18 protein-coding genes and 1 riboswitch are annotated in these 18,709 nt (G+C 67.7%); of the genes, 12 read left to right on the top strand and 6 right to left on the bottom strand.

Annotation, left to right across the window (positions count from 1 at the left end):
* Positions 1 to 184 precede the first annotated feature (184 nt).
* Positions 185 to 2,296, top strand: coding sequence for a TonB-dependent receptor domain-containing protein (locus A7W11_RS21385; protein WP_066418836.1), 2,112 nt, complete (start codon positions 185 to 187; stop codon positions 2,294 to 2,296).
* Here A7W11_RS21385 and xerC read toward each other — a convergent pair whose 3' ends face one another.
* From xerC to A7W11_RS21360, 5 genes are read right to left on the bottom strand one after another with little or no spacing between them, the layout of a single operon-like run.
* Positions 2,297 to 3,265, bottom strand: coding sequence for a tyrosine recombinase XerC (gene xerC, locus A7W11_RS21380; RefSeq protein ID WP_066418832.1), 969 nt, complete (start codon positions 3,263 to 3,265; stop codon positions 2,297 to 2,299).
* Positions 3,266 to 3,288: 23 nt separating this feature from the next.
* The gene (locus A7W11_RS21375) at positions 3,289 to 3,963 is read right to left on the bottom strand and encodes a DUF484 family protein (RefSeq protein WP_066418828.1); all 675 of its coding nucleotides are present in this window, start codon (positions 3,961 to 3,963) and stop codon (positions 3,289 to 3,291) included.
* Positions 3,964 to 3,973: 10 nt separating this feature from the next.
* The gene (dapF, locus tag A7W11_RS21370) at positions 3,974 to 4,873 is read right to left on the bottom strand and encodes a diaminopimelate epimerase (protein ID WP_066418826.1); all 900 of its coding nucleotides are present in this window, start codon (positions 4,871 to 4,873) and stop codon (positions 3,974 to 3,976) included.
* 32 nt (positions 4,874 to 4,905) lie between these two features.
* Positions 4,906 to 5,796 carry a lysophospholipid acyltransferase family protein gene (locus A7W11_RS21365; protein ID WP_066418823.1) on the bottom strand — a complete coding sequence of 297 codons (891 nt, stop codon included), beginning with the start codon at positions 5,794 to 5,796 and terminating at the stop codon, positions 4,906 to 4,908.
* Between the two features lie 4 nt (positions 5,797 to 5,800).
* The gene (locus A7W11_RS21360; RefSeq protein ID WP_066418818.1) at positions 5,801 to 6,679 is read right to left on the bottom strand and encodes a lysophospholipid acyltransferase family protein; all 879 of its coding nucleotides are present in this window, start codon (positions 6,677 to 6,679) and stop codon (positions 5,801 to 5,803) included.
* A 285-nt stretch (positions 6,680 to 6,964) separates the two neighbouring features.
* On the opposite strand from A7W11_RS21360, the gene metK reads away from it, so the two are divergent.
* From metK to A7W11_RS21345, 3 genes are all read left to right on the top strand, one after another.
* Positions 6,965 to 8,128, top strand: a complete 1,164-nt coding sequence (gene metK, locus A7W11_RS21355; RefSeq protein WP_066418814.1) for a methionine adenosyltransferase — start codon at positions 6,965 to 6,967, stop codon at positions 8,126 to 8,128.
* 149 nt (positions 8,129 to 8,277) lie between these two features.
* The gene (locus tag A7W11_RS21350) at positions 8,278 to 8,652 is read left to right on the top strand and encodes a type II toxin-antitoxin system RelE/ParE family toxin (RefSeq protein WP_235816936.1); all 375 of its coding nucleotides are present in this window, start codon (positions 8,278 to 8,280) and stop codon (positions 8,650 to 8,652) included.
* Between the two features lie 39 nt (positions 8,653 to 8,691).
* Positions 8,692 to 8,997, top strand: coding sequence for a helix-turn-helix domain-containing protein (locus A7W11_RS21345; RefSeq protein ID WP_066418804.1), 306 nt, complete (start codon positions 8,692 to 8,694; stop codon positions 8,995 to 8,997).
* Positions 8,998 to 9,007: 10 nt separating this feature from the next.
* On the opposite strand, the gene A7W11_RS21340 is transcribed toward A7W11_RS21345, so the two are convergent.
* A complete protein-coding gene (locus tag A7W11_RS21340; protein WP_066418799.1) occupies positions 9,008 to 9,928 on the bottom strand; it encodes a LysR family transcriptional regulator in 921 nt (306 codons plus the stop codon).
* Positions 9,929 to 10,075: 147 nt separating this feature from the next.
* Between A7W11_RS21340 and A7W11_RS21335 the strand changes: the two genes are divergently transcribed.
* The 8 genes from A7W11_RS21335 (at position 10,076) to ahcY (ending at position 18,696) form a co-directional block, all read left to right on the top strand.
* Entirely contained in the window at positions 10,076 to 11,074 is a 999-nt protein-coding gene (locus A7W11_RS21335) for a tripartite tricarboxylate transporter substrate binding protein (RefSeq protein ID WP_066418792.1), read from the top strand.
* 46 nt (positions 11,075 to 11,120) lie between these two features.
* Positions 11,121 to 12,542: a 3-isopropylmalate dehydratase large subunit gene (gene leuC, locus A7W11_RS21330; RefSeq protein WP_066418787.1), complete on the top strand. Its 1,422-nt coding sequence runs from the start codon at positions 11,121 to 11,123 to the stop codon at positions 12,540 to 12,542.
* Between the two features lie 191 nt (positions 12,543 to 12,733).
* Complete coding sequence (leuD, locus tag A7W11_RS21325; protein WP_066418784.1) at positions 12,734 to 13,396, top strand: 3-isopropylmalate dehydratase small subunit; 663 nt, start codon at positions 12,734 to 12,736, stop codon at positions 13,394 to 13,396.
* On the top strand, positions 13,393 to 14,283 hold the full coding sequence (locus A7W11_RS21320; RefSeq protein ID WP_066418779.1) for an alpha/beta hydrolase: 891 nt from the start codon (positions 13,393 to 13,395) through the stop codon (positions 14,281 to 14,283). The genes leuD and A7W11_RS21320 overlap by 4 nt, the downstream gene beginning before the upstream one ends.
* Positions 14,284 to 14,577: 294 nt before the next feature.
* Complete coding sequence (gene kdgD / locus A7W11_RS21315; RefSeq protein ID WP_066418776.1) at positions 14,578 to 15,492, top strand: 5-dehydro-4-deoxyglucarate dehydratase; 915 nt, start codon at positions 14,578 to 14,580, stop codon at positions 15,490 to 15,492.
* A 102-nt stretch (positions 15,493 to 15,594) separates the two neighbouring features.
* Positions 15,595 to 15,819 carry a DUF1289 domain-containing protein gene (locus A7W11_RS21310; RefSeq protein WP_066418773.1) on the top strand — a complete coding sequence of 75 codons (225 nt, stop codon included), beginning with the start codon at positions 15,595 to 15,597 and terminating at the stop codon, positions 15,817 to 15,819.
* Between the two features lie 99 nt (positions 15,820 to 15,918).
* Positions 15,919 to 16,962, top strand: a complete 1,044-nt coding sequence (locus A7W11_RS21305; protein WP_066418770.1) for a glycosyltransferase family 4 protein — start codon at positions 15,919 to 15,921, stop codon at positions 16,960 to 16,962.
* 104 nt (positions 16,963 to 17,066) lie between these two features.
* Positions 17,067 to 17,188, top strand: a riboswitch (S-adenosyl-L-homocysteine riboswitch).
* Positions 17,189 to 17,283: 95 nt separating this feature from the next.
* Complete coding sequence (gene ahcY / locus A7W11_RS21300) at positions 17,284 to 18,696, top strand: adenosylhomocysteinase (RefSeq protein WP_066418767.1); 1,413 nt, start codon at positions 17,284 to 17,286, stop codon at positions 18,694 to 18,696.
* Positions 18,697 to 18,709 lie beyond the last annotated feature (13 nt).

Raw genomic sequence — 18,709 nt, 5'->3', positions numbered from 1 at the left:
CGCCGGTCTCCACGCCGCTACGACTGGCGTGCCGACCGACGCTGACGCCGCTTCCCGCTGTTCCGATCCCTTATGTGCGAGCTTTATTTGGCCTGTTTCAGGTTTCGGCCGCTCGTTCAGGTAATAGTATGTTATATCATTGCTGAACTTGACCTGAAACAACATAACAGAAAGAGGAACCCCCATGCATCGCAGTCCCCATCGCCTCGGCCTGGCTCTGGCCGTGGCGTTCAGCGCGCCCCTGGCCGACGCGGGCGCGCAGACCGCCAACCGCGCCGAGACGGCCGAACAGACCGAGGCCGACGGCCGCCGCGCCACGACGCTGGCCCCTGTCACCGTGACGGCCAATCCGCTCGGGCAGGACGCGAACAGCATGGCGCAGCCGGCTCTGGTGCTGGATGCGGCGGAGCTGACGGTGCGCCGCCAGGGCACGTTGGGCGGCACGCTGGATGGATTGCCGGGCGTGCATGCCGACACTTTCGGTGCGGGCGCGGTGCGCCCGGTGGTCCGTGGCCAGACCGCACCGCGGGTGAAGGTGCTGTCCGACGGCAGCGAAGTGATGGACGCGTCGGGCGTCTCGCCCGACCACGCCGTCACCGTCGAACCGCTGCTGGCCGAGCGCATCGAGGTGCTGCGCGGCCCGTCGGCGTTGCTGTATGGCGGCGGCGCCATCGGCGGCGTGGTCAACGTGGTGGACCGCAAGATTCCCACCGAAGTGCCTGCCAAGGGCATCGAGGCGGAAGTCGAAGTCCGCGGCGCCACCGGCACCAAGGAGCGCGCCGGCGCGGCGGGCATCACCGCGGGCAGCGGCGATTTCGCGGTGCGGGTCGAGGGCCTGAAGCGCCGCACCAGCGACTACCGCGTGCCGGACTGGTCGGACAGCAAGGTGCTGGGCTCGTACAGCGAATCGTCGCAGGGTTCGGTGGGGATGTCGTGGATCCGTCCGCGCGGCTATGTCGGCGTGGCTTTCACCGCGCTGGAAAGCAAGTACGGTCTGCCCGGGCATAGCCACGAGTACGAAGGTTGCCACCCGCACGGCTCGCATCTGCACTGCGGGGGGCATGACGACCACGACCACGAGGAAGAGGGCGAGGAAGGCCACGAGGACCACGACCACGATCACGCGCACGGCGAGGAGCAGGCGCCCTATGCCAAGCTGCGCAGTCGCCGCTTCGATCTGCGCGGCGAGTATCTGGACCCGTTCGCCGGATTCGAGAAGGTGCGCTTCCGTGGCGGCCTGACCGAGTACCAGCATGACGAGATCGAGGGCGGCACGGTCGGCACGCGCTTCAAGAACCGTGGCTACGACGCGCGGCTGGAGTTGACGCACAAGCCGTGGATGGGCCTGCACGGCGTGGTCGGCCTGCAGTCGTCCTACAGCGATTTCCGCGCCGAGGGCGAAGAGGCTTTCCTGCCGCGCAGCAAGACGCGTGGCCTCGGGCTGTTCGTGCTGGAGGAATACCGCGTGGGCCAATGGCGCTTCGAGGGCGGCGCGCGCCAGGACTGGCAACGCGTCAAGCCCGAAGGCGACCTGTCCGACTCCGACAAGTCGGCCACTTCGCTGTCGGCGGCGGCCATCTGGGACTTCGCGCCCCAATACTCGCTGGCCCTGTCGGTGTCGCGTTCGCAGCGCCTGCCTTCGGCGCAGGAACTGTACGCGGATGGCGTGCACCTGGCCACCAACACGTACGAGCTGGGCAACGCCAGCCTGGACAAGGAGACCTCGCGCAACATCGACCTGACGTTGCGCAAGCACGCGGGCGACACGACGTTCACCGTCAGCGCCTTCCACAACCGCGTGCGCAACTACATCTACGCCAACACGCTGGACCGCTATGAAGACTTCCGCCTGATCGAGTACACGCAGCGCGACGCCGAGTTCGTGGGCGTCGAGGGCGAGGTGCGGCACCGCTTCACCAACGTGCTGTCGGCGGCGGTGTTCGGCGACTACGTGCGTGGCAAGCTGACCAGCGGCGGCGGCAATCTGCCGCGCATTCCGGCGGCGCGCCTGGGCGTGCGCGCGGATGCACGCTGGCAGCAGTGGTCGGGCGGCGTCGAGTACTACCACGTGTTCCGCCAGGACGACATCGCGTCGTACGAGTCGGATACGCCGGGCTACGACATGGTGAACGCCTCGCTGGCCTACCGCACCCGCGTGGGCGCGGTCGACTACGAGATCTACCTGCGCGGCAACAACCTGCTGGACAAGCTGGCGTACAACCACGCGTCGTTCATCTCGCGCGCGGCGCCGCTGGCCGGCCGCAGCGTGCTGCTGGGCGTGCGCGCGACGTACTGATCAGGACTTGCGGCCAGCGCGCGGATGCGCCTGGTCGTAGGCCTTGGATAGATGCTGGAAATCCAGCCGGGTGTAGATCTGGGTGGTGGAGATGTTGGCGTGGCCCAGCATCTCCTGCACGGCGCGCAGGTCTTGCGCCGATTGCAGGACGTGGCTGGCGAAGCTGTGGCGCAGCACGTGCGGATGCACGTGCGCGGGCAGGCCGGCCGCCTGCGCCAGCGCGGCCAGCCGGGCCTGCACCACGCGCGGCGAGATGCGCTTGCCGCGCGCACCCACGAACAACGCCGCGGCGTCGTCCGGCGTGCCGCCGGCCGCCAACTGGCCGCGCACTTCCAGCCATTTGCGCAATGCGTCCAGTGCGGCGCTGCCGACCGGCACCGAGCGGCGCTTGCCGCCCTTGCCCAGCACGATGACTTCGGCCGAGGCCAGGTCGAGCCAGCCGCTCGATTCATAGCCGGATTCGCGGGTGTATTGCCTATCCAACCCGGTCAGTTCGGACAGCCGCAAGCCGCTGGAATAGAACAGTTCGAAGATGGCCGTATCGCGCGCCGCCGCGGGATCGTTCGACGGATGTCCGGCGGCATGGTCGAGCAGGCCCTGGGCCTGTTCCACCGACAGAGCCTTGGGCAGGCCGCGCGGCGCCTTGGGCGCGCGCACGCCTGTTGCGGGGTTGCCCGGCAGGTCCGCCTGCGGCGCCCACCATTGATAGAAGCCACGCCACGCGGCCAGCAGGCGCGCCAGGCTGCGCGGGCCCAGGCCCTGGGCGTGCAGGCGCGCCACGAACTGGCGGATGTGGCCGTTGGACAGGCGTTCGAGGGGCAGATTGGCCTGCCGGGCCAACTCGGCCAGGCGGCGCAGGTCGCGCGCGTAGCCGTCCAGCGTGTGGTCGGCGTAGCGGCGGTGGGTTTGCAGGTGGCGCAGCCAGGCCTGCATGGGATCGGCCTGGGCGGCGGACGGTTCGGTCGTCATGGGCGGCCCTGGCGGTGATGGCATCAGCCGGCTGGCTCGGCCAGTCGGTTCAGGGCAGCCGAGGCCAGTTGCCCGATGGATTCGAGAAAGGCCGTGCCCATCTCGGGATCGAAGCGCGCCGGGTCGTCGGAACCCAGCACCAGCAGGCCCACGCTGGCGGTATCGTCGGCCGGGCGCAGCGCGACCAGGGCCAGCGAACGCGGCTTGGCGGCCAGCCATGCGGCCGCCTCGAACTCGGCGTCATTGCCGCAGTACGGTGTTTTCAGGCTGTCGGCGAAGGTGCGCACGTCCGCCGAGACGGCGCCGGCGTATCCGTTGTCCGCCGACAAACCGGGCAGGTTCCACAGGCGCAGCGCGATGTGGTCGATGTCGAATTGCTCGGCCAGGCCCATGGCGATGGCGCCGGGCAGCAACTGTGCATCGCGCTCGGCCAGCAGCCGCTGGCTCCATTGCGTGATGCGCGCGCCGATGGATTCGTTGGTGGCGGCGTTGCGCATCATCTCGTTGATGCGCCATTCCAGGTCGCGCACGCGCTCGCGCAGCGTGAGGATCTGCCGCTCGCCCAGCGAGATGGTCTGCGTGCCGTGCGGATGCGGCACGCGCATCGCGGCGAAGACCTCGGGGTGCAGGTCGGGGAATTCGGGGTTTGCGTGCAGGAAATCGGCGATGTCCTGCGGGGAGAAGGAAGAGGTGGTCATGGGTGCCGGGTCAGCGGTTCAGGGCCAGGGAGAAGACCAGCTTGTCGATGTCGATCTGGCCGGCGAAGACGGATTCGGCGGGGCCGGTCATGCGCAACTGGACGCCATCCCACGCGACCGTGAGCACGCCGCCGCGAGTCTGCACGCGCACCGGGCTGGCCAGCAGGCCGCGCCGGATGCCGGCGGCCACCGCCGCGCAGGCGCCCGTGCCGCAGGCCAGGGTTTCGCCGGCGCCGCGTTCGTACACGCGCAGCCGGATGTCGTGCGTATCGACCACCTGCATGAAACCCGCGTTGACGCGCTTGGCAAAGCGCGGATGCGATTCGACCAGCGGGCCGACGATGCCCACGAGGGCGGTGTCGACGTCGTCGACCACCTGCACCGCGTGTGGATTGGAGATGGCCACCAGCGACAGTTCCACCGTGCCGGATGCGCCCAGATCGAGCGGCCAGAGCGTGTCGTCGTGCTGCGGGCGCGAGGACAGGCCATCGGTGTCGAACGGCAGCGCGGGCGGGTCGAAGCGGGTGGCGCCCATCTCGACAGTGACCTGCGCGTCGTCGCCTTCGTCCAGCACGATGACGCCGGTGGCGATCTCGGCGCGCAGCGGGTTGCGGTCGGACAGGCCCTGCTCGTGCACGAAGCGCACGAAGCAGCGCGCGCCGTTGCCGCAGTGTTCGACCTCGCCGCCGTCGGCGTTGAAGATGCGGTAGCGGAAATCGGCGTCGGGACGGGTGGCGGGCTCGACCAGCAGGATCTGGTCGGCGCCCACGCCGAAATGGCGGTCGGCCAGGGCGCGGGCGCGCTCCGGTGTCATGTCGATGGTTTGACGCACGCCGTCGAGCACGACGAAGTCGTTGCCGGCGCCATGCATCTTGGTGAAGTTCCAGATCATCGGAAGATTATCGCTCAATCCGGGCAGGCGGCATGCCGCCCGGCCGCTGTTCAGTACAGCTTGGGTTCGCCTTCGGGGCGCGTCTTGAAGCGCCGGTGCACCCAATAATATTGGGACGGGCATTCGAGAACCCAGGACTCGATCTCGCGGTTCAGCCGCGCGGTGGCGTCTTCGAGCGAGTCCTCGCCGGGAAAGTCGGCCAGCGGCGGCAGCACGCGAACGCGGTACTTGCCGGTGGCAGGGTCCCAGAAATCGACGATGGGCAGCACGGCGGCGTTCCATTTGCGGGCCAGTTGCGCGGTGGCCAGCAGCGTGGCGGCGGGCACGCCGAAGAACGGCACGAATACCGAGCCGGTGCGGCCGAAATCCATGTCGGGCAGGTAATACACCGCGCGCAGTTCGCGCAGGTGGCGGATCAGGCCGCGTACGCCGTCCTTGCGGTTGACCAGCTGCACGTCGTTGAATCGGGCGCGGCCGGCCAGCACGATGGCGTCGATGGCCGGGTCGCGTTGCGGGGTGTACATGGTGGCGCTGCTGGGAATGATCATGCTCAGGCGCGTGGCCGCGGCATCCAGCGAGGTGAAATGGGGCGCCAGCAGGATGACGGGGCGGCCCTGTGCCCGCAGCTCGGGGATCTGTTCTTCACCTTGCAGCGATACGGTGTCGCGGATGACGGCCGGGTCGCCGTACCACAGCAGTCCACGGTCGACGATGGATTGGCACAGGGCGCGGAAGTGATCGCGCAGCCATTGCTCGCGCACGGTCTCGGGCTGGTCGGGAAAGCACAGTTGCAGATTGCGGCGCACGATGCCGGCGCGCCGGCCCGCCAGGCGCATCGCGACCCAGGTCAGCGCGCGGCCCGCGCGCTGGCGGCCAGCGGGGCTCATGCGGCCGAACCAGCGGAACAGGGCGGTCAAGGCCCGGATCTTGAAAGCGGTCATGGGATCAGGAGGCCTCGGACGGCGTGGCGGCCGGCGCTTGCGCGCCGGGGGCGGGCGGTGCGCCGCGCGGGGTCTTGTAGCGGTTGTAGCCCCACAGGTATTGATGCGGGAAACGTCGGATCAGCTGCTCCATCACGCTGTTGAACAGCGCGGCCTGTTCGGCGGCGTCCTTGGGCAGCGGGCCCGGCACGCGCATGTGGTGCACGCGCCAGCCGCGGCCGCCGGGCAGGCGCTCGCCGGCCGAGAGGATGACGGCCACGCCGGTCTGCGCGGCCAGCTTGCCGGGCAGGGTCATGGTGTACGCGGGCCGGCCGAAGAAGGGCACCCAGACGCCGTCGCCCACGCCCGGGGCCTGGTCGGGCAGCAGGCCGACGGCCTCGCCGCGCCGCAGGGTGCGCACGAAATCCCGAACGCCCTGCAGGGTGGCGGGCACGGCCTTGATGCTGGAGGTGTTGCGGGCGGTCTCAAGCACCGGCGCCAGGATGGACTTGCGCGGCGGGCGGAACATGACCGTCAGCGGAAGCAACTGGGCGGTGTAGCGCGCCGCGATGTCGAAGCTGCCCAGGTGCGGCGTGAGGAACAGGATGCCGCGGCCTTCGGCCAGCGCTTCCTGGACGATGGCGTCGTCATCGGACACGACCTGCCGCATGCAGGCGTCGTGCCGGAACCAGACGCGCGGCAGCTCCAGGATCATGGCGCCGATCTCGCCGGCCGCGCGGCGCGCGAAGGCGGCATCGGGATAGCCGGCCTGGGTGGCGTTGGCGCGCAGGCGCGTGCGGTATTTGCCGGGCCAGGCGTAGATCAGGCGGCCGACCAGGCGGCCCGCCGCGTGCAGGACGGGCAGGGGCAGGGCGGCGGCCAGGCGGACCAGGGAGAGCAGCATGCGGTGAAAGACGTTTTGTAACTGGGAGGTCAGGCAGGCGCACGCGCGCGGGTAAAAAAGGCGCGCGAGCATGAACCTGTCATTTTCGCCTAAAATGCCCAGCAGTCGCCGAGTTAACCGACAACTTGCGGAGCGACGGCAGGTTCCGTTTCGGCTGGGCCCGCCAAATCCGCTAAAGCGTCGCGCCCAGATCAATAGTCCTTTGCAGGTTGCGGTCCGGGGTGCAGCGCGCCCGTTCAACCTGTGTGAGCGCCGGTGCGGTACCGGCGCCATAAAGGATTACCTGTGGCCAACAACGATTTCCTCTTCACCTCCGAATCCGTTTCGGAAGGTCACCCGGACAAGGTCGCCGACCAGATCTCCGATTCCATCCTGGACGCCATTTTCGAGCAGGATCCCAACGCCCGCGTGGCAGCCGAAACGCTGTGCAACACGGGTCTGGTGGTGCTGGCTGGCGAGATCACCACGACCGCCAACGTCGACTACATCCAGGTCGCGCGCGACACGATCCGCCGCATCGGCTACGACAACACCGAATACGGCATCGACTACAAGGGTTGCGCCGTGCTGGTCGCCTACGACAAGCAGTCGCCCGACATCGCCCAGGGCGTCGATCGCACGTCCGAGGACTACCTGAACCAGGGCGCTGGCGACCAGGGCCTGATGTTCGGCTACGCCTGCGACGAAACGCCCGACCTGATGCCCGCTCCGATCTGGTACTCGCACCGCCTGGTGCAGCGCCAGAGCGAACTGCGCAAGGACGGCCGCCTGCCGTGGCTGCGTCCGGACGCCAAGTCGCAGGTCACGTTCCGCTACATCGACGGCCGTCCGGCCGAGGTCGACACGGTGGTGCTGTCCACGCAGCACGCGCCCGAGATCTCGCAGCCCGAGATCCACGAAGCCGTCATCGAGGAAATCATCAAGCCTTGCTTCCCCGAAGGCCTGATCACCCCCAAGACCAAGTTCCTGGTCAACCCGACCGGCCGTTTCGTCATCGGCGGCCCGCAGGGCGATTGCGGCCTGACCGGCCGCAAGATCATCGTCGACACGTACGGCGGCGCTTGCCCGCACGGCGGCGGCGCGTTCTCGGGCAAGGATCCCTCGAAGGTCGACCGCTCGGCCGCCTATGCCGCCCGCTACGTGGCCAAGAACGTCGTGGCCGCCGGCCTGGCGCGCCAGTGCCAGGTGCAGGTGAGCTACGCCATCGGCGTGGCCGAGCCCATCAACATCACGGTCTACACCGAAGGCACGGGCGTCATTCCCGACGACGAGATCGCCAAGCTGGTGCGCGAGCACTTCGACCTGCGTCCGAAGGGCATCGTCAACATGCTGGACCTGCTGCGCCCGATCTACGCCAAGACCGCGGCCTATGGCCACTTCGGCCGCAGCGAGCCCGAGTTCTCGTGGGAAGCCACGGACAAGGTGCAGGTGCTCAAGCGCGCCGCTTGATGTTGCAAGCATGAATGGCCTGCCGCGAAACGCGGCGGGCGATGGGGCGGACCTTCGGGTTCGCCCTTTTTGTTTCGTGGAGGTGGATTGCGTTGTCCAGCTGCCGGAATGGGTAGCTGTCGCGGCATGGCGAGTGTGAATATGCTTGAGTGATCTATATCACTAAGTGGCATAATCAACTGTTCATGCGATCCGACATGCGTGTCTACAAAACCAGGCCATTCGCCAAATGGGCCAGCCAGGAAGGACTGACGGATTCGGCCTTGCTGGCGGCGGCGGCGGACATACGGATGGGTCTGGCCGACGCTGAGTTGGGCGGGCATGTGATCAAGAAGCGCGTGGCTCTGCCTGGTCGAGGTAAGCGCGGTGGAGCACGGACATTATTGGCTTACCGCCGCGATGACCGTTTCTTCTTCATCTATGGTTTCGCCAAGAACGAGCGTGACAATATCGACGAACGGGAACTGCAGTCGTTGAAGCGGTTATCAGGAATCTTGTTGGGTGGCGGTCTTCCCAGTTGCTGATGGCCATCGCGGCGGGCAGATTGATCGAGGTAAGAAACAATGGCCAGCCGATTGTTGAAGACGTTGCAAGACACGGCGCAGGACTTCGCCGAGGTGGGCCTGATCGACGCGCAGACCATGCGCGAATTCGATCCGTCCATCCTGCCTCCCGTGCGCGATTACACGGCGTCCGAGATCAAGGCGCTGCGTTTGCGTCATCGTGCCAGTCAGGCGGTGTTCGCCGCTTATCTGAACACCAGCGCATCCACGGTCCAGAAATGGGAGCGAGGGGACAAGCACCCCAACGGCCCTTCGCTGAAATTGCTTGATCTGGTGGCCCGCAAAGGCCTGGAAGTCCTGCTCTGACCCGCTCGGTTCACCACGCCGCGTCGCCCGCTTCGCGGCGCAGGTGGCCGGCCAGCCGCTGCGACAGGAAGTCCACGAAGGCGATGGTCTTGGCGGGCAGATTCAGGCGTTCGGGGTACAGCGCGTAGATGTCGGCAGGCGGGGTGGCCCAGTCGGGCAGCACTTCCTGCAACTGGCCGCCGCGCAGATACGCGGCCGTCTCCCATTCCGAACGCATCACAATGCCGTGGCCGTCCAGCGCCCATTGCAGGGCACTCTGGCCGTCGTTGGCGCTGAGTGCCCCGCGCACCTTCACGGTTTCGCTGCGCTGGCCGCAGCGCAGGTGCCAGGTGCCGTAGGCCACATTGTCCTCGCGCAGGACGATGCAGCGATGGCGCGTCAGGTCGCCCGGCGCGCGGGGCTCGCCGTGCGCGCGCAGATAGGCCGGCGAGGCGCACAGCAGGCGGCGGTTCGAGGCCAGCTTGCGCGCGGTCAGGCGGGCATCGGGCATCTCGCCGAAGCGCACGCCGACGTCGTAGCGCTCGTCCAGCAGGTTGATGGGACGGTCCGTCAGTTGCATCTGCACCTCGACCTCGGGATATTGCCGCGCGAAGTCCGACACGGCCGGCACGATGTGCGCGCGGCCGAAGCCGAACGTGGCGTTCAGCCGCAGCAGGCCGCGCGGCTCGGCGCGCGTGCTGGACACGCTGCGTTCCAGCGCCTCCAGTTCGGCCAGGATGCGGCCGCCGCCCGCCAGGTAGATTTCGCCTTCGTGCGTGACGCTGACCCGCCGCGTGGTGCGGTTCAAGAGGCGCACGCCCAGGCGCCGTTCGAGATTGGCCAGCCGCGTGCTGACCGCGGGCGGCGTCACGCCCAGTTCGCGCGCGGTGGCGGACAGGTTGCCGTGGCGCACCAGCAGGGAAAAGAACGCGAGATCGGAAAGGCCGTCCATGCGAAGCATTCTGCGTGCAGATTATTCAATTCAATTGAATAAAGGTTTATCCAGGCATTAATTATAAGAATAGAACAGGGATATACACTGCCTTGGACCATTCAAAGCCGCCGAAGAACAGGCGGTTCCACAAGAGGAGACAAGCGCATGAATCACGATTTCCCGTCTTTACGTTCCATCGCGGCGCTGGCCGCCTGTGCCGTCGCCGCCGTGTCTGCACTGGCCGCCGCGCCCGCGCGGGCCGAGACCTTTCCGCAGCGTTCCATCACCCTGGTCGCGCCGTTCGCGCCCGGCGGCAGTGTCGACATCGCCGCCCGGCTGATCGCCGATGCCTGGGGCAAGTCGCTGGGGCAGACCGTGGTGGTGGAAAACCGCGCGGGCGCCTCGGGCAACATCGGCATGGCCGCCGTGGCGCGCGCGAAGCCGGACGGCTACACGCTGGCCATCAACACCATGTCGCTGGCGATCAATCCCTCGCTGTTCAAGGACATGCCGTTCGACACGCTGAAAGACCTGCGTTCGGTCGGCACGGTGGCCACTTCGCAGCACGTGCTGACGGTCACCAACGGCCTGCCGGTATCCAGCGTGGCCGAACTGCTGGCCTACGTGCGCGCGCGGCCCGCCAACGAATTGAGCTTCGGTTCGGCGGGCTCGGGCAGCACGTTCCACATGGCCGCCGAGCTGTTCAAGTCGGTGTCCAAGACACAGATCCTGCACGTGCCCTACAAGGGCGGCGGCCCCGCCATGGTGGACACCATCAGCGGGCAGGTGCAGATGAGTTTTCCGGTGCTGTCGGCGGCCAAGCCGCAGGTCGACGGCGGCAAGCTGCGCGCGCTGGGCGTGACGGGCAAGACGCGTTCGCCCCTGTTGCCCGACGTGCCCACCATCGCCGAGTCGGGCCTGCCGGGCTACGAGTTCAATACCTGGTTCGTCGTCAGCGCGCCCGCGGGCACGCCGCAGGCGGTGGTCGACACCTTGAACGCCAGGCTGGCACAGGCCCTGCGGACACCAGCGATGACGCAGCGGCTGGGCAAGGAAGGTTTCGAAGCCTGGATCTCGACGCCGTCGCAGACCGACCAGATGGTGGCCGGCGAGCTGACGCGCTGGGCAGGCGTCATCAAGGACGCGGGCATCACGCCCAATTGATGGACATCCGCCCGCCGCGCGGCGGGCTTGCACGAAGGAATCGACCATGCCCGGCATGACGCTCTACGACAAACTGGTGGCCAGCCATACCGTGGCCCGGCTGGATGCCGAACACGTGCTGCTGTACGTGGACCTGCACATCATGAACGAGTACACCAGCCCGCAGGCCTTCAGCGGCCTGGCGGCACGCGGACGCCACACGCTGCGGCCGGGGCAACAGATGGCGGTGGTCGATCACATCATCCCCACGCATCCCGTGCCGGCCGCGCTGCGCACCATCCAGGACGAGGCCTCGGCGCTGCAGGCGACCAACCTGAAGCGCAATTGCCGCGAACATGGCGTGGCCCTGTTCGACACCACCGATCCGCTACAGGGCATCGAGCACGTGATTGCGCCGGAACACGGCATGATCCGGCCGGGCATGGTGGTGCTGTGCGGCGACAGCCACACCACCACCTACGGCGCGCTGGGCGCGCTGGGCTTCGGCATCGGCACGTCAGAGGTCGAGCACATCCTGGCCACGCAGACCCTGGTGTACCGCGTGGCGCGCAATCTGCGCATCCGCGTCGATGGCCGGCTGGGCGCGGGCGTCACCGCGAAGGACCTGGTGATCCACGTGGTGCATCGCATCGGCGCGCAGGGCGCGCGCGGCCATGCGGTGGAGTATTGCGGCACGGCCATCGATGCCTTGTCGGCCGAGGCGCGCATGACCCTGTGCAACATGACGGTGGAAGCCGGCGCGCGCGCCGCGCTGATCGCGCCCGATGCGACCACCGTGGACTACGTCTGTGCGCACGCGCCGGATCTGCGCGGCGAGGCCGGCGAGCCGGCGCGCGCCTACTGGGCGACGCTGCATTCCGATACGGATGCGCGTTTCGACATCGAACATCGCATCGACGCCGCGTCGATCGCGCCGTACGTGACCTGGGGCACCAGCCCCGACCAGGCCATGCCGGTGGACGGCTGCGTGCCGGATCCTTCCGCAACGCATGACGCGCTGGCGCGCATTGCCTTGCAGAAGGCCGTGGACTACATCGGCCTGGCGCCCGGCACGCCGATTGCCGGGGTGCCGATCGACCGCGTTTTCATCGGCTCGTGCACCAATGGCCGTATCGAAGACCTGCGCGCCGTGGCCGAGGTGGTGCGTGGCCGCAAGGTGGCGCCAGACGTGCGCGCGATGGTGGTGCCGGGGTCGGGCGCCGTGCGCAGGCAGGCCGAGGAAGAGGGCATCGCCGCGCTGCTGGCCGAGGCGGGTTTCGAGTGGCGCCAGCCGGGCTGTTCGATGTGCCTGGCGATGAACGACGATGTGCTGCGGCCCGGCGAGCGGTGCGCGTCCACCACCAACCGCAATTTCGAGGGACGCCAGGGGCGCGGCGGCCGCACGCACCTGATGAGCCCGGCGATGGCGGCGGCCGCCGCGTTGACGGGACACATCGTCGACGTGCGGACGTTGCCGGGGCGAGCGTAGGCCGGGATGTCAGGACGCGTATTCCTGCCACGACGGCCGTTGCGGCAATCCGCGCGGGCGTCCCTGCTCTACATGCCTACATGCGCGCACCGCCCGTCGTACGGCGGGCCATGCCTGGCGCGCAACAGCGGCCCGCCATGCTCCCGCCAAGCGCCTTCAGGCCAGACCGAACACTATTTCGAGGATCTCTCATGACCGACTCCGCCCGCATCGAGGCCGTGGCCGCGCCGCTGCCCTACAGCAATCTGGACACCGACCAGATCATGCCCAAGCAGTTCCTGCGCATCATCGACAAGGCCGGCCTGGATCGTGGCTTGCTGTATGACCTGCGCTTCGACGAGACCGGCGCGCCGCGCGCCGATTTCGTGTTGAACCAGCCCGCGTGGCGCGACGCCGGCATCCTGGTGACCGGCCCCAACTTCGGTTGCGGCTCCAGCCGCGAGCACGCGGTGTGGGGCTTGCAGCAATCTGGCATCCGCGCCATCATCGCCGCGAGCTATGGCGAGATCTTCTACTTCAACGCCATGAACAACGGCCTGCTGTTGGTCACGCTGGCGCCCGCGGAAGTGGATGCCTTGCTGGGCCTGGTGGGCGATCCCGCGCGCAATCGCGTCGCCATCGACGTGGCGGCGGGACAGGTGCACGGCGCCGACGGGTGGCGCGCCTGTTTCACCCTGGCCGAACGGCATCGCCGCATGTTCGCCGAGGGCCAGGACATGGTGGGCGCGACGCTATCGCAGCTGGCCGACATCGAGGCCTTCGAGGCCGGCCATTGGCAACGCCATCCCTGGATGCAGGACGTGGCCGCGAAAATGCGCCGCCGGCTCGACCAGGCTCAGGAGACTTCCGCATGACCGCGCTTTTCGATCTGCCCCTGCAACGGATTCGCGCCAACGGCATCGAGCTGGCCGCGCGTATCGGCGGCGAAGGCCCGCCGATGCTGCTGCTGCACGGCCATCCGCAGACGCACGCGATCTGGCATCGCATGTGGCCGACGCTGACGCGCCATCGCACCTGCGTGGCCGTGGACCTGCGCGGCTATGGCGACAGCGCCAAGCCGCCGGCCTCGGCGGATCACGCGGCGCATTCCAAGCGCGAGATGGCGCGCGACATGGCCGAACTGATGCGCGGCCTGGGCCACGAGCATTACGACGTGCTGGCGCATGACCGCGGCGCGCGCGTGGCGCATCGCCTGGCGCTGGATCACGCCGGCAGCGTGAAGCGCATGATGCTGCTGGACATCGCGCCCACGCTGGACATGTACGAAGGCACCAACCGCGCCTTCGCGCAGGCGTATTTCCATTGGTTCTGGCTGATCCAGCCGGCGCCGCTGCCCGAGACCATGATCGAGCGCGACGGCGAGTTCTACATTCGTTCCATCATGGGCGGCCGGCCGGGCGGTCTGGCGCATTTCACCGACCAGGCATTGGCCGAGTACGCGCGTTGCGCGCGATTGCCGGGATGGGCGACCGGCATCTGCGAGGACTACCGCGCGTCGGCCACCATCGACCTCGAACATGACCGCGAGGGCAGACAGGCCGGCGAGCGGGTGAGGGCGCCGCTGTGCGTGCTGTGGGGCGAGCGCGGCGCGGTGGGCAGGAACTTCGACGTGCTCGGCCTGTGGTCGGCCGTGGCCGAGTCGGTGTCGGGCAAGGCGTTGCCGTCGGCGCATTACCTGCCCGAGGAAGTGCCCGATGCGGTGCTGGCCGAGGCGGCCGGATTTTTCGGTTGGCGGGGCTGAGCAGGTAGCGCATCCTGGCCCGCGAGCGGACGGCCTTCAAAGGGCGCTGGCATGGACGGGTGAAATGCCCGTGTTGAAAGCATTGCTTTCAAGTGATCGTACAACTTGTTGTGCAAAAGCCCCGTTCTATCCTAGGGATACGCGGCAGGCGTTGGATTTTTGATTTTTAGGTTGTATGATGACTGACAGATCGTTGCAGTGCGCTTCGGCAGCAGGCGGCGAGTCTCACCCGATTCCAGCGCCGTGCCCTTGCGCGGCACCCCTCCGAATCCCGATCCTTCCCTGGAGACTGAATTGACCACCCCGTTTGAACTGCGCGAAATCCTGTCCGATGGCCTGCTGTCCTTCCCCGTCACCGACTTCGACGCCGAAGGCCGCTTCAACGCGCGCACCTACGCCCAGCGCCTGGAATGGCTGGCTCCCTACGGCGCCAGCGCGCTGTTCGCCGCTGGCGGCACGGGCGAACTGTTCTCGCTGTCGGGCAGCGAATACGGCGACGTCATCCGCACCGCCGTGCAGGGCGCGCGCGGTCAGGTGCCGATCCTGGCGGGCGCGGGTGGCCCCACCAACACCGCCATTGCCATGGCCCAGGAAGCCGAAGCCGCTGGCGCCGCCGGCCTGCTGTTGCTGCCGCACTACCTGACCGAAGCCAGCGAAGAGGGCATCGCCGCCCACGTCTCGCAGGTCTGCCAGTCGACCAGGCTGGGCGTGGTGTTCTACGCCCGCGCCAACTCGCAGCTCAACGCCGAGACGCTGGCTCGCCTGGCCGACAAGCACCCCAACCTGATCGGCTTCAAGGACGGCCTGGGCGACATCGAGAAGATGGTCCGCATCCGCCGCAAGCTGGGCGATCGCTTCTCGTACCTGGGCGGCCTGCCCACCGCCGAGGTCTACGCCGAGGCCTACCGCGCGCTGGGCGTGCCGGTGTACTCGTCGGCCGTGTTCAACTTCATCCCCAAGACTGCCGTCGAGTTCTTCCGGGCCGTGTCGACGGGCGACACCGACACCACCGGCCGTCTGCTGGACTCGTTCTTCCTGCCCTACCTGGACATCCGCAACCGCCGCAAGGGTTACGCCGTCAGCATCGTCAAGGCCGGCGCCAAGCTGGTCGGCCACGATGCCGGCCCGGTCCGCGCGCCGCTGACCGACCTGACGGGCGAAGAGATGGAACAACTGAAGGCCCTGATCGACAAGCTGGGTCCGCAGTAAACCCGTCGAACTGCCGCGGCAGAGGCAAGCCCTATTCGCCGTAGACGCGCGGCGGGTAGGGCTTTGTAATAAGGGCCGCAACCCCGGTGGTAAGCTGCCAGGATGCCTGACGTTTTCTCTCCCGAGGACGCCGCCGACGCCTCGTCCCGCGCCCTCACGCCCACCGATTCTCCCTGCGTGGCGATCTGCTCGACGCTGTTCGACGAGGTCTGCCGCGGGTGCGGGCGCACGGCCATGGAAGTCGCCAACTGGGTCTTCCTGGACGACGAAGAGAAGCGTGTCATCTGGGCGCGCATCAAATCGCAGGGCTATCCAAGGCGCGGGTAAGGGCCTTGCCCGCGTGGTCCGAGTACGCGTAAACCTTGTCTTAGACATGTCATGTAACCCAGGCTAAATGCCGGGATTGTTCATTGCCGGGGCTCTGCCATGCAGATCGTTCTCGTCACGGACGCATGGCGTCCTCAGGTAAACGGGGTGGTCCGCACCTGGACCACGATGCTGCAATTGCTGCGCGAATGGGGTCACGAAGTCATCGTGGTCAGTCCCGAGGGCGGACGCACCGTTCCCGCGCCGTCCGAACCCGATCTGCGCCTGTGCCTGCAACCCGGCCGCCAGTTGCGCCGCCTGCTGGGCGACGTGGTGCCCGACGTGCTGCACATCGCCACCGAAGGCCCGCTGGGCCTGGCCGCGCGCCGCATGGCGCTGCGCCGCGGCTGGCGTTTCACCACGGGGTTCCACACCATGTTCCCCGACTATCTCGAAGCGCGCATGGGCATTCCGGCCTCGCTGCCGTGGCGTTTCATGCGCTGGTTCCATCGTCCGTCGCAGTGCGTGCTGGTGCCCACGCCCACCGTGCGCGACATCGTCGCCAGCCGTGGCCTGACCAATCTGCGCGTGTGGTCTCGCGGCGTGGACGGCAAGAAGTTCCAGCCGGGTCCGCGTGATTTCCTGGCCGACCTGCCGCGCCCGATCTTCCTGTGCGTGGGCCGCGTGGCCAAGGAAAAGAACCTGGATGCCTTCCTGGAGCTGGACCTGCCCGGCAGCAAGGTGGTGGTGGGGGCCGGTCCCGACGAGGCGCGCCTGCGCCGCAAGTTTCCGGACGCGCATTTCGCCGGCGCGCAGCCCGACGAGATGCTGCCGAAGTACTACTCGGCCGCCGATGTGTTCGTGTTCCCCAGCCTGACCGACACCTTCGGCCTGGTGATGCTGGAAGCCATGGCCTGCGGCACGCCGGTGGCGGCTTTCCGCAGTGAGGCGCCCATCGCCGTGGTGCAGCAGGGCCTGACCGGCTGCCTGGACGACGACCTGGCGCGCGCCTGCCGCAGCGCGCTGGAGCTGGACCGCGGCGCCGTGCGCGAGCACGCCGTCACGCGCACCTGGGACGCCATCGCCCACGACCTGCTGTCGGCCTTCGTGCCGCTGACGCCGGCCACGGTGTTTTCCGAACCCAAGCCGCAAAGCGCCGCCTGACGACCGGTGTTTCGCCGCCGCCCTTCGAGGGCGGCCAGGCTGACGGGCGCGGCGCGGCGACCTCTTTTGCCGAGGCTGCCGCGCCGCGTTTACAATACGTCCCGATTCCTGAGGAGCGCTGCGACGACTTCCTCCGCGGCCTCTGCGCCGCGCGGTTCGCCAGGCTCAGGAAACCTTGTTCAGGCGTTGCCCCCGTGCAGCGCCGCAGCAACGGCGCTCACCTCTGTCGCATCGGACGGCAAGGTGGGCACCTATCTATCCAGGGTGTTCCACTCGTTCGGCCGGTTGCGCGCCGTTCGAAATCTCTGGAGCCGATACACCATGAACGCAATCACTGAAAAGCCCGTCGACGCCATCGTCGCCGACATGTCGCTGGCTGGCTGGGGCCGCCGCGAGCTGGCCATCGCCGAAACCGAAATGCCCGGCCTGATGGCCATCCGCGAAGAGTTCGCCGCCAGCCAGCCCCTGAAGGGCGCGCGCATCGCCGGCAGCCTGCACATGACCATCCAGACCGGTGTGCTGATCGAGACGCTGGTGGCCCTGGGCGCCGATGTGCGCTGGGCATCGTGCAACATCTTCTCGACGCAGGACCACGCCGCCGCCGCCATCGCCGCGACCGGCACGCCCGTGTTCGCCGTCAAGGGCGAAACGCTGGAAGACTACTGGAAGTACACCCACGCCATCTTCGAGTGGCCGGGCGAGCAGGCCAACATGATCCTGGACGATGGCGGCGACGCGACCCTGCTGCTGCACCTGGGCACCAAGGCCGAGAGCGACATCTCGGTGCTGGCCAAGCCGGGCAGCGAAGAAGAGCGTGTGCTGTTCGCCTCCATCAAGGAAACGCTGCAACGCGATCCGAAGTGGTACTCGACCCGCCTGGCGCAGATCAAGGGCGTGACCGAAGAAACCACCACCGGCGTGCATCGCCTGTACCAGATGTCGCAGAAGGGTGAGCTGGCCTTCGCCGCCATCAACGTCAACGACTCGGTCACCAAGTCCAAGTTCGACAACCTCTACGGCTGCCGCGAATCGCTGGTCGACGGCATCAAGCGCGCCACCGACGTGATGGTCGCCGGCAAGATCGCCGTGGTCGCCGGCTACGGCGACGTGGGCAAGGGTTGCGCCCAGGCGCTGGTCGCCCTGCGCGCCCAGGTGTGGGTCACCGAAATCGACCCGATCTGCGCCCTGCAGGCCGCCATGGAAGGCTTCAAGGTCGTCACGATGGACGAGGCCGCCAAGCACGCCGACATCTTCGTCACCGCCACCGGCAACTACAACGTCATCACGCGCGCCCACATGGACGCGATGAAGGACCAGGCCATCGTCTGCAACATCGGCCACTTCGACAACGAAATCGACGTCGCCGGCATCGAAAACCTGCAGTGGGAAGAGATCAAGCCGCAGGTCGACCACGTGATTTTCCCGGACGGCAAGCGCATCATCCTGCTGGCCAAGGGCCGCCTGGTGAACCTGGGTTGCGCCACCGGCCACCCTTCGTTCGTGATGTCGTCGTCGTTCGCCAACCAGACCATCGCTCAGATCGAACTGTTCACGCGCAACGAGGCCTACACCAGCGGCCAGGTCTATGTGCTGCCCAAGCACCTGGACGAGAAGGTGGCGCGCCTGCACCTGAAGAAGCTGGGCGTGAACCTGACCACGCTGAGCAAGGAACAGGCCGACTACATCGGCGTGTCGGTAGAAGGTCCTTTCAAGTCGAACCACTACCGTTACTGATCGGCAGCCTTCC

The sequence above is a fragment of the Bordetella ansorpii genome (assembly GCF_900078315.1).
GTDB lineage: Bacteria > Pseudomonadota > Gammaproteobacteria > Burkholderiales > Burkholderiaceae_B > Bordetella > Bordetella ansorpii.
This window is presented reverse-complemented; position numbering and strand designations above follow the sequence as displayed.

Coding starts and splice junctions, on each gene's coding strand:
- A7W11_RS21320 (WP_066418779.1), top strand. CDS start 13,393: ATGACCGCGCTTTTCGATCTGCCCCTGCAACGGATTCGCGCCAACGGC.
- A7W11_RS21375 (WP_066418828.1), bottom strand. CDS start 3,963: ATGACCACCTCTTCCTTCTCCCCGCAGGACATCGCCGATTTCCTGCAC.
- ahcY (WP_066418767.1), top strand. CDS start 17,284: ATGAACGCAATCACTGAAAAGCCCGTCGACGCCATCGTCGCCGACATG.
- xerC (WP_066418832.1), bottom strand. CDS start 3,265: ATGACGACCGAACCGTCCGCCGCCCAGGCCGATCCCATGCAGGCCTGG.
- leuC (WP_066418787.1), top strand. CDS start 11,121: ATGCCCGGCATGACGCTCTACGACAAACTGGTGGCCAGCCATACCGTG.
- A7W11_RS21310 (WP_066418773.1), top strand. CDS start 15,595: ATGCCTGACGTTTTCTCTCCCGAGGACGCCGCCGACGCCTCGTCCCGC.
- A7W11_RS21365 (WP_066418823.1), bottom strand. CDS start 5,796: ATGACCGCTTTCAAGATCCGGGCCTTGACCGCCCTGTTCCGCTGGTTC.
- A7W11_RS21335 (WP_066418792.1), top strand. CDS start 10,076: ATGAATCACGATTTCCCGTCTTTACGTTCCATCGCGGCGCTGGCCGCC.
- leuD (WP_066418784.1), top strand. CDS start 12,734: ATGACCGACTCCGCCCGCATCGAGGCCGTGGCCGCGCCGCTGCCCTAC.
- A7W11_RS21305 (WP_066418770.1), top strand. CDS start 15,919: ATGCAGATCGTTCTCGTCACGGACGCATGGCGTCCTCAGGTAAACGGG.
- A7W11_RS21345 (WP_066418804.1), top strand. CDS start 8,692: ATGGCCAGCCGATTGTTGAAGACGTTGCAAGACACGGCGCAGGACTTC.
- A7W11_RS21360 (WP_066418818.1), bottom strand. CDS start 6,679: ATGCTGCTCTCCCTGGTCCGCCTGGCCGCCGCCCTGCCCCTGCCCGTC.
- A7W11_RS21340 (WP_066418799.1), bottom strand. CDS start 9,928: ATGGACGGCCTTTCCGATCTCGCGTTCTTTTCCCTGCTGGTGCGCCAC.
- A7W11_RS21385 (WP_066418836.1), top strand. CDS start 185: ATGCATCGCAGTCCCCATCGCCTCGGCCTGGCTCTGGCCGTGGCGTTC.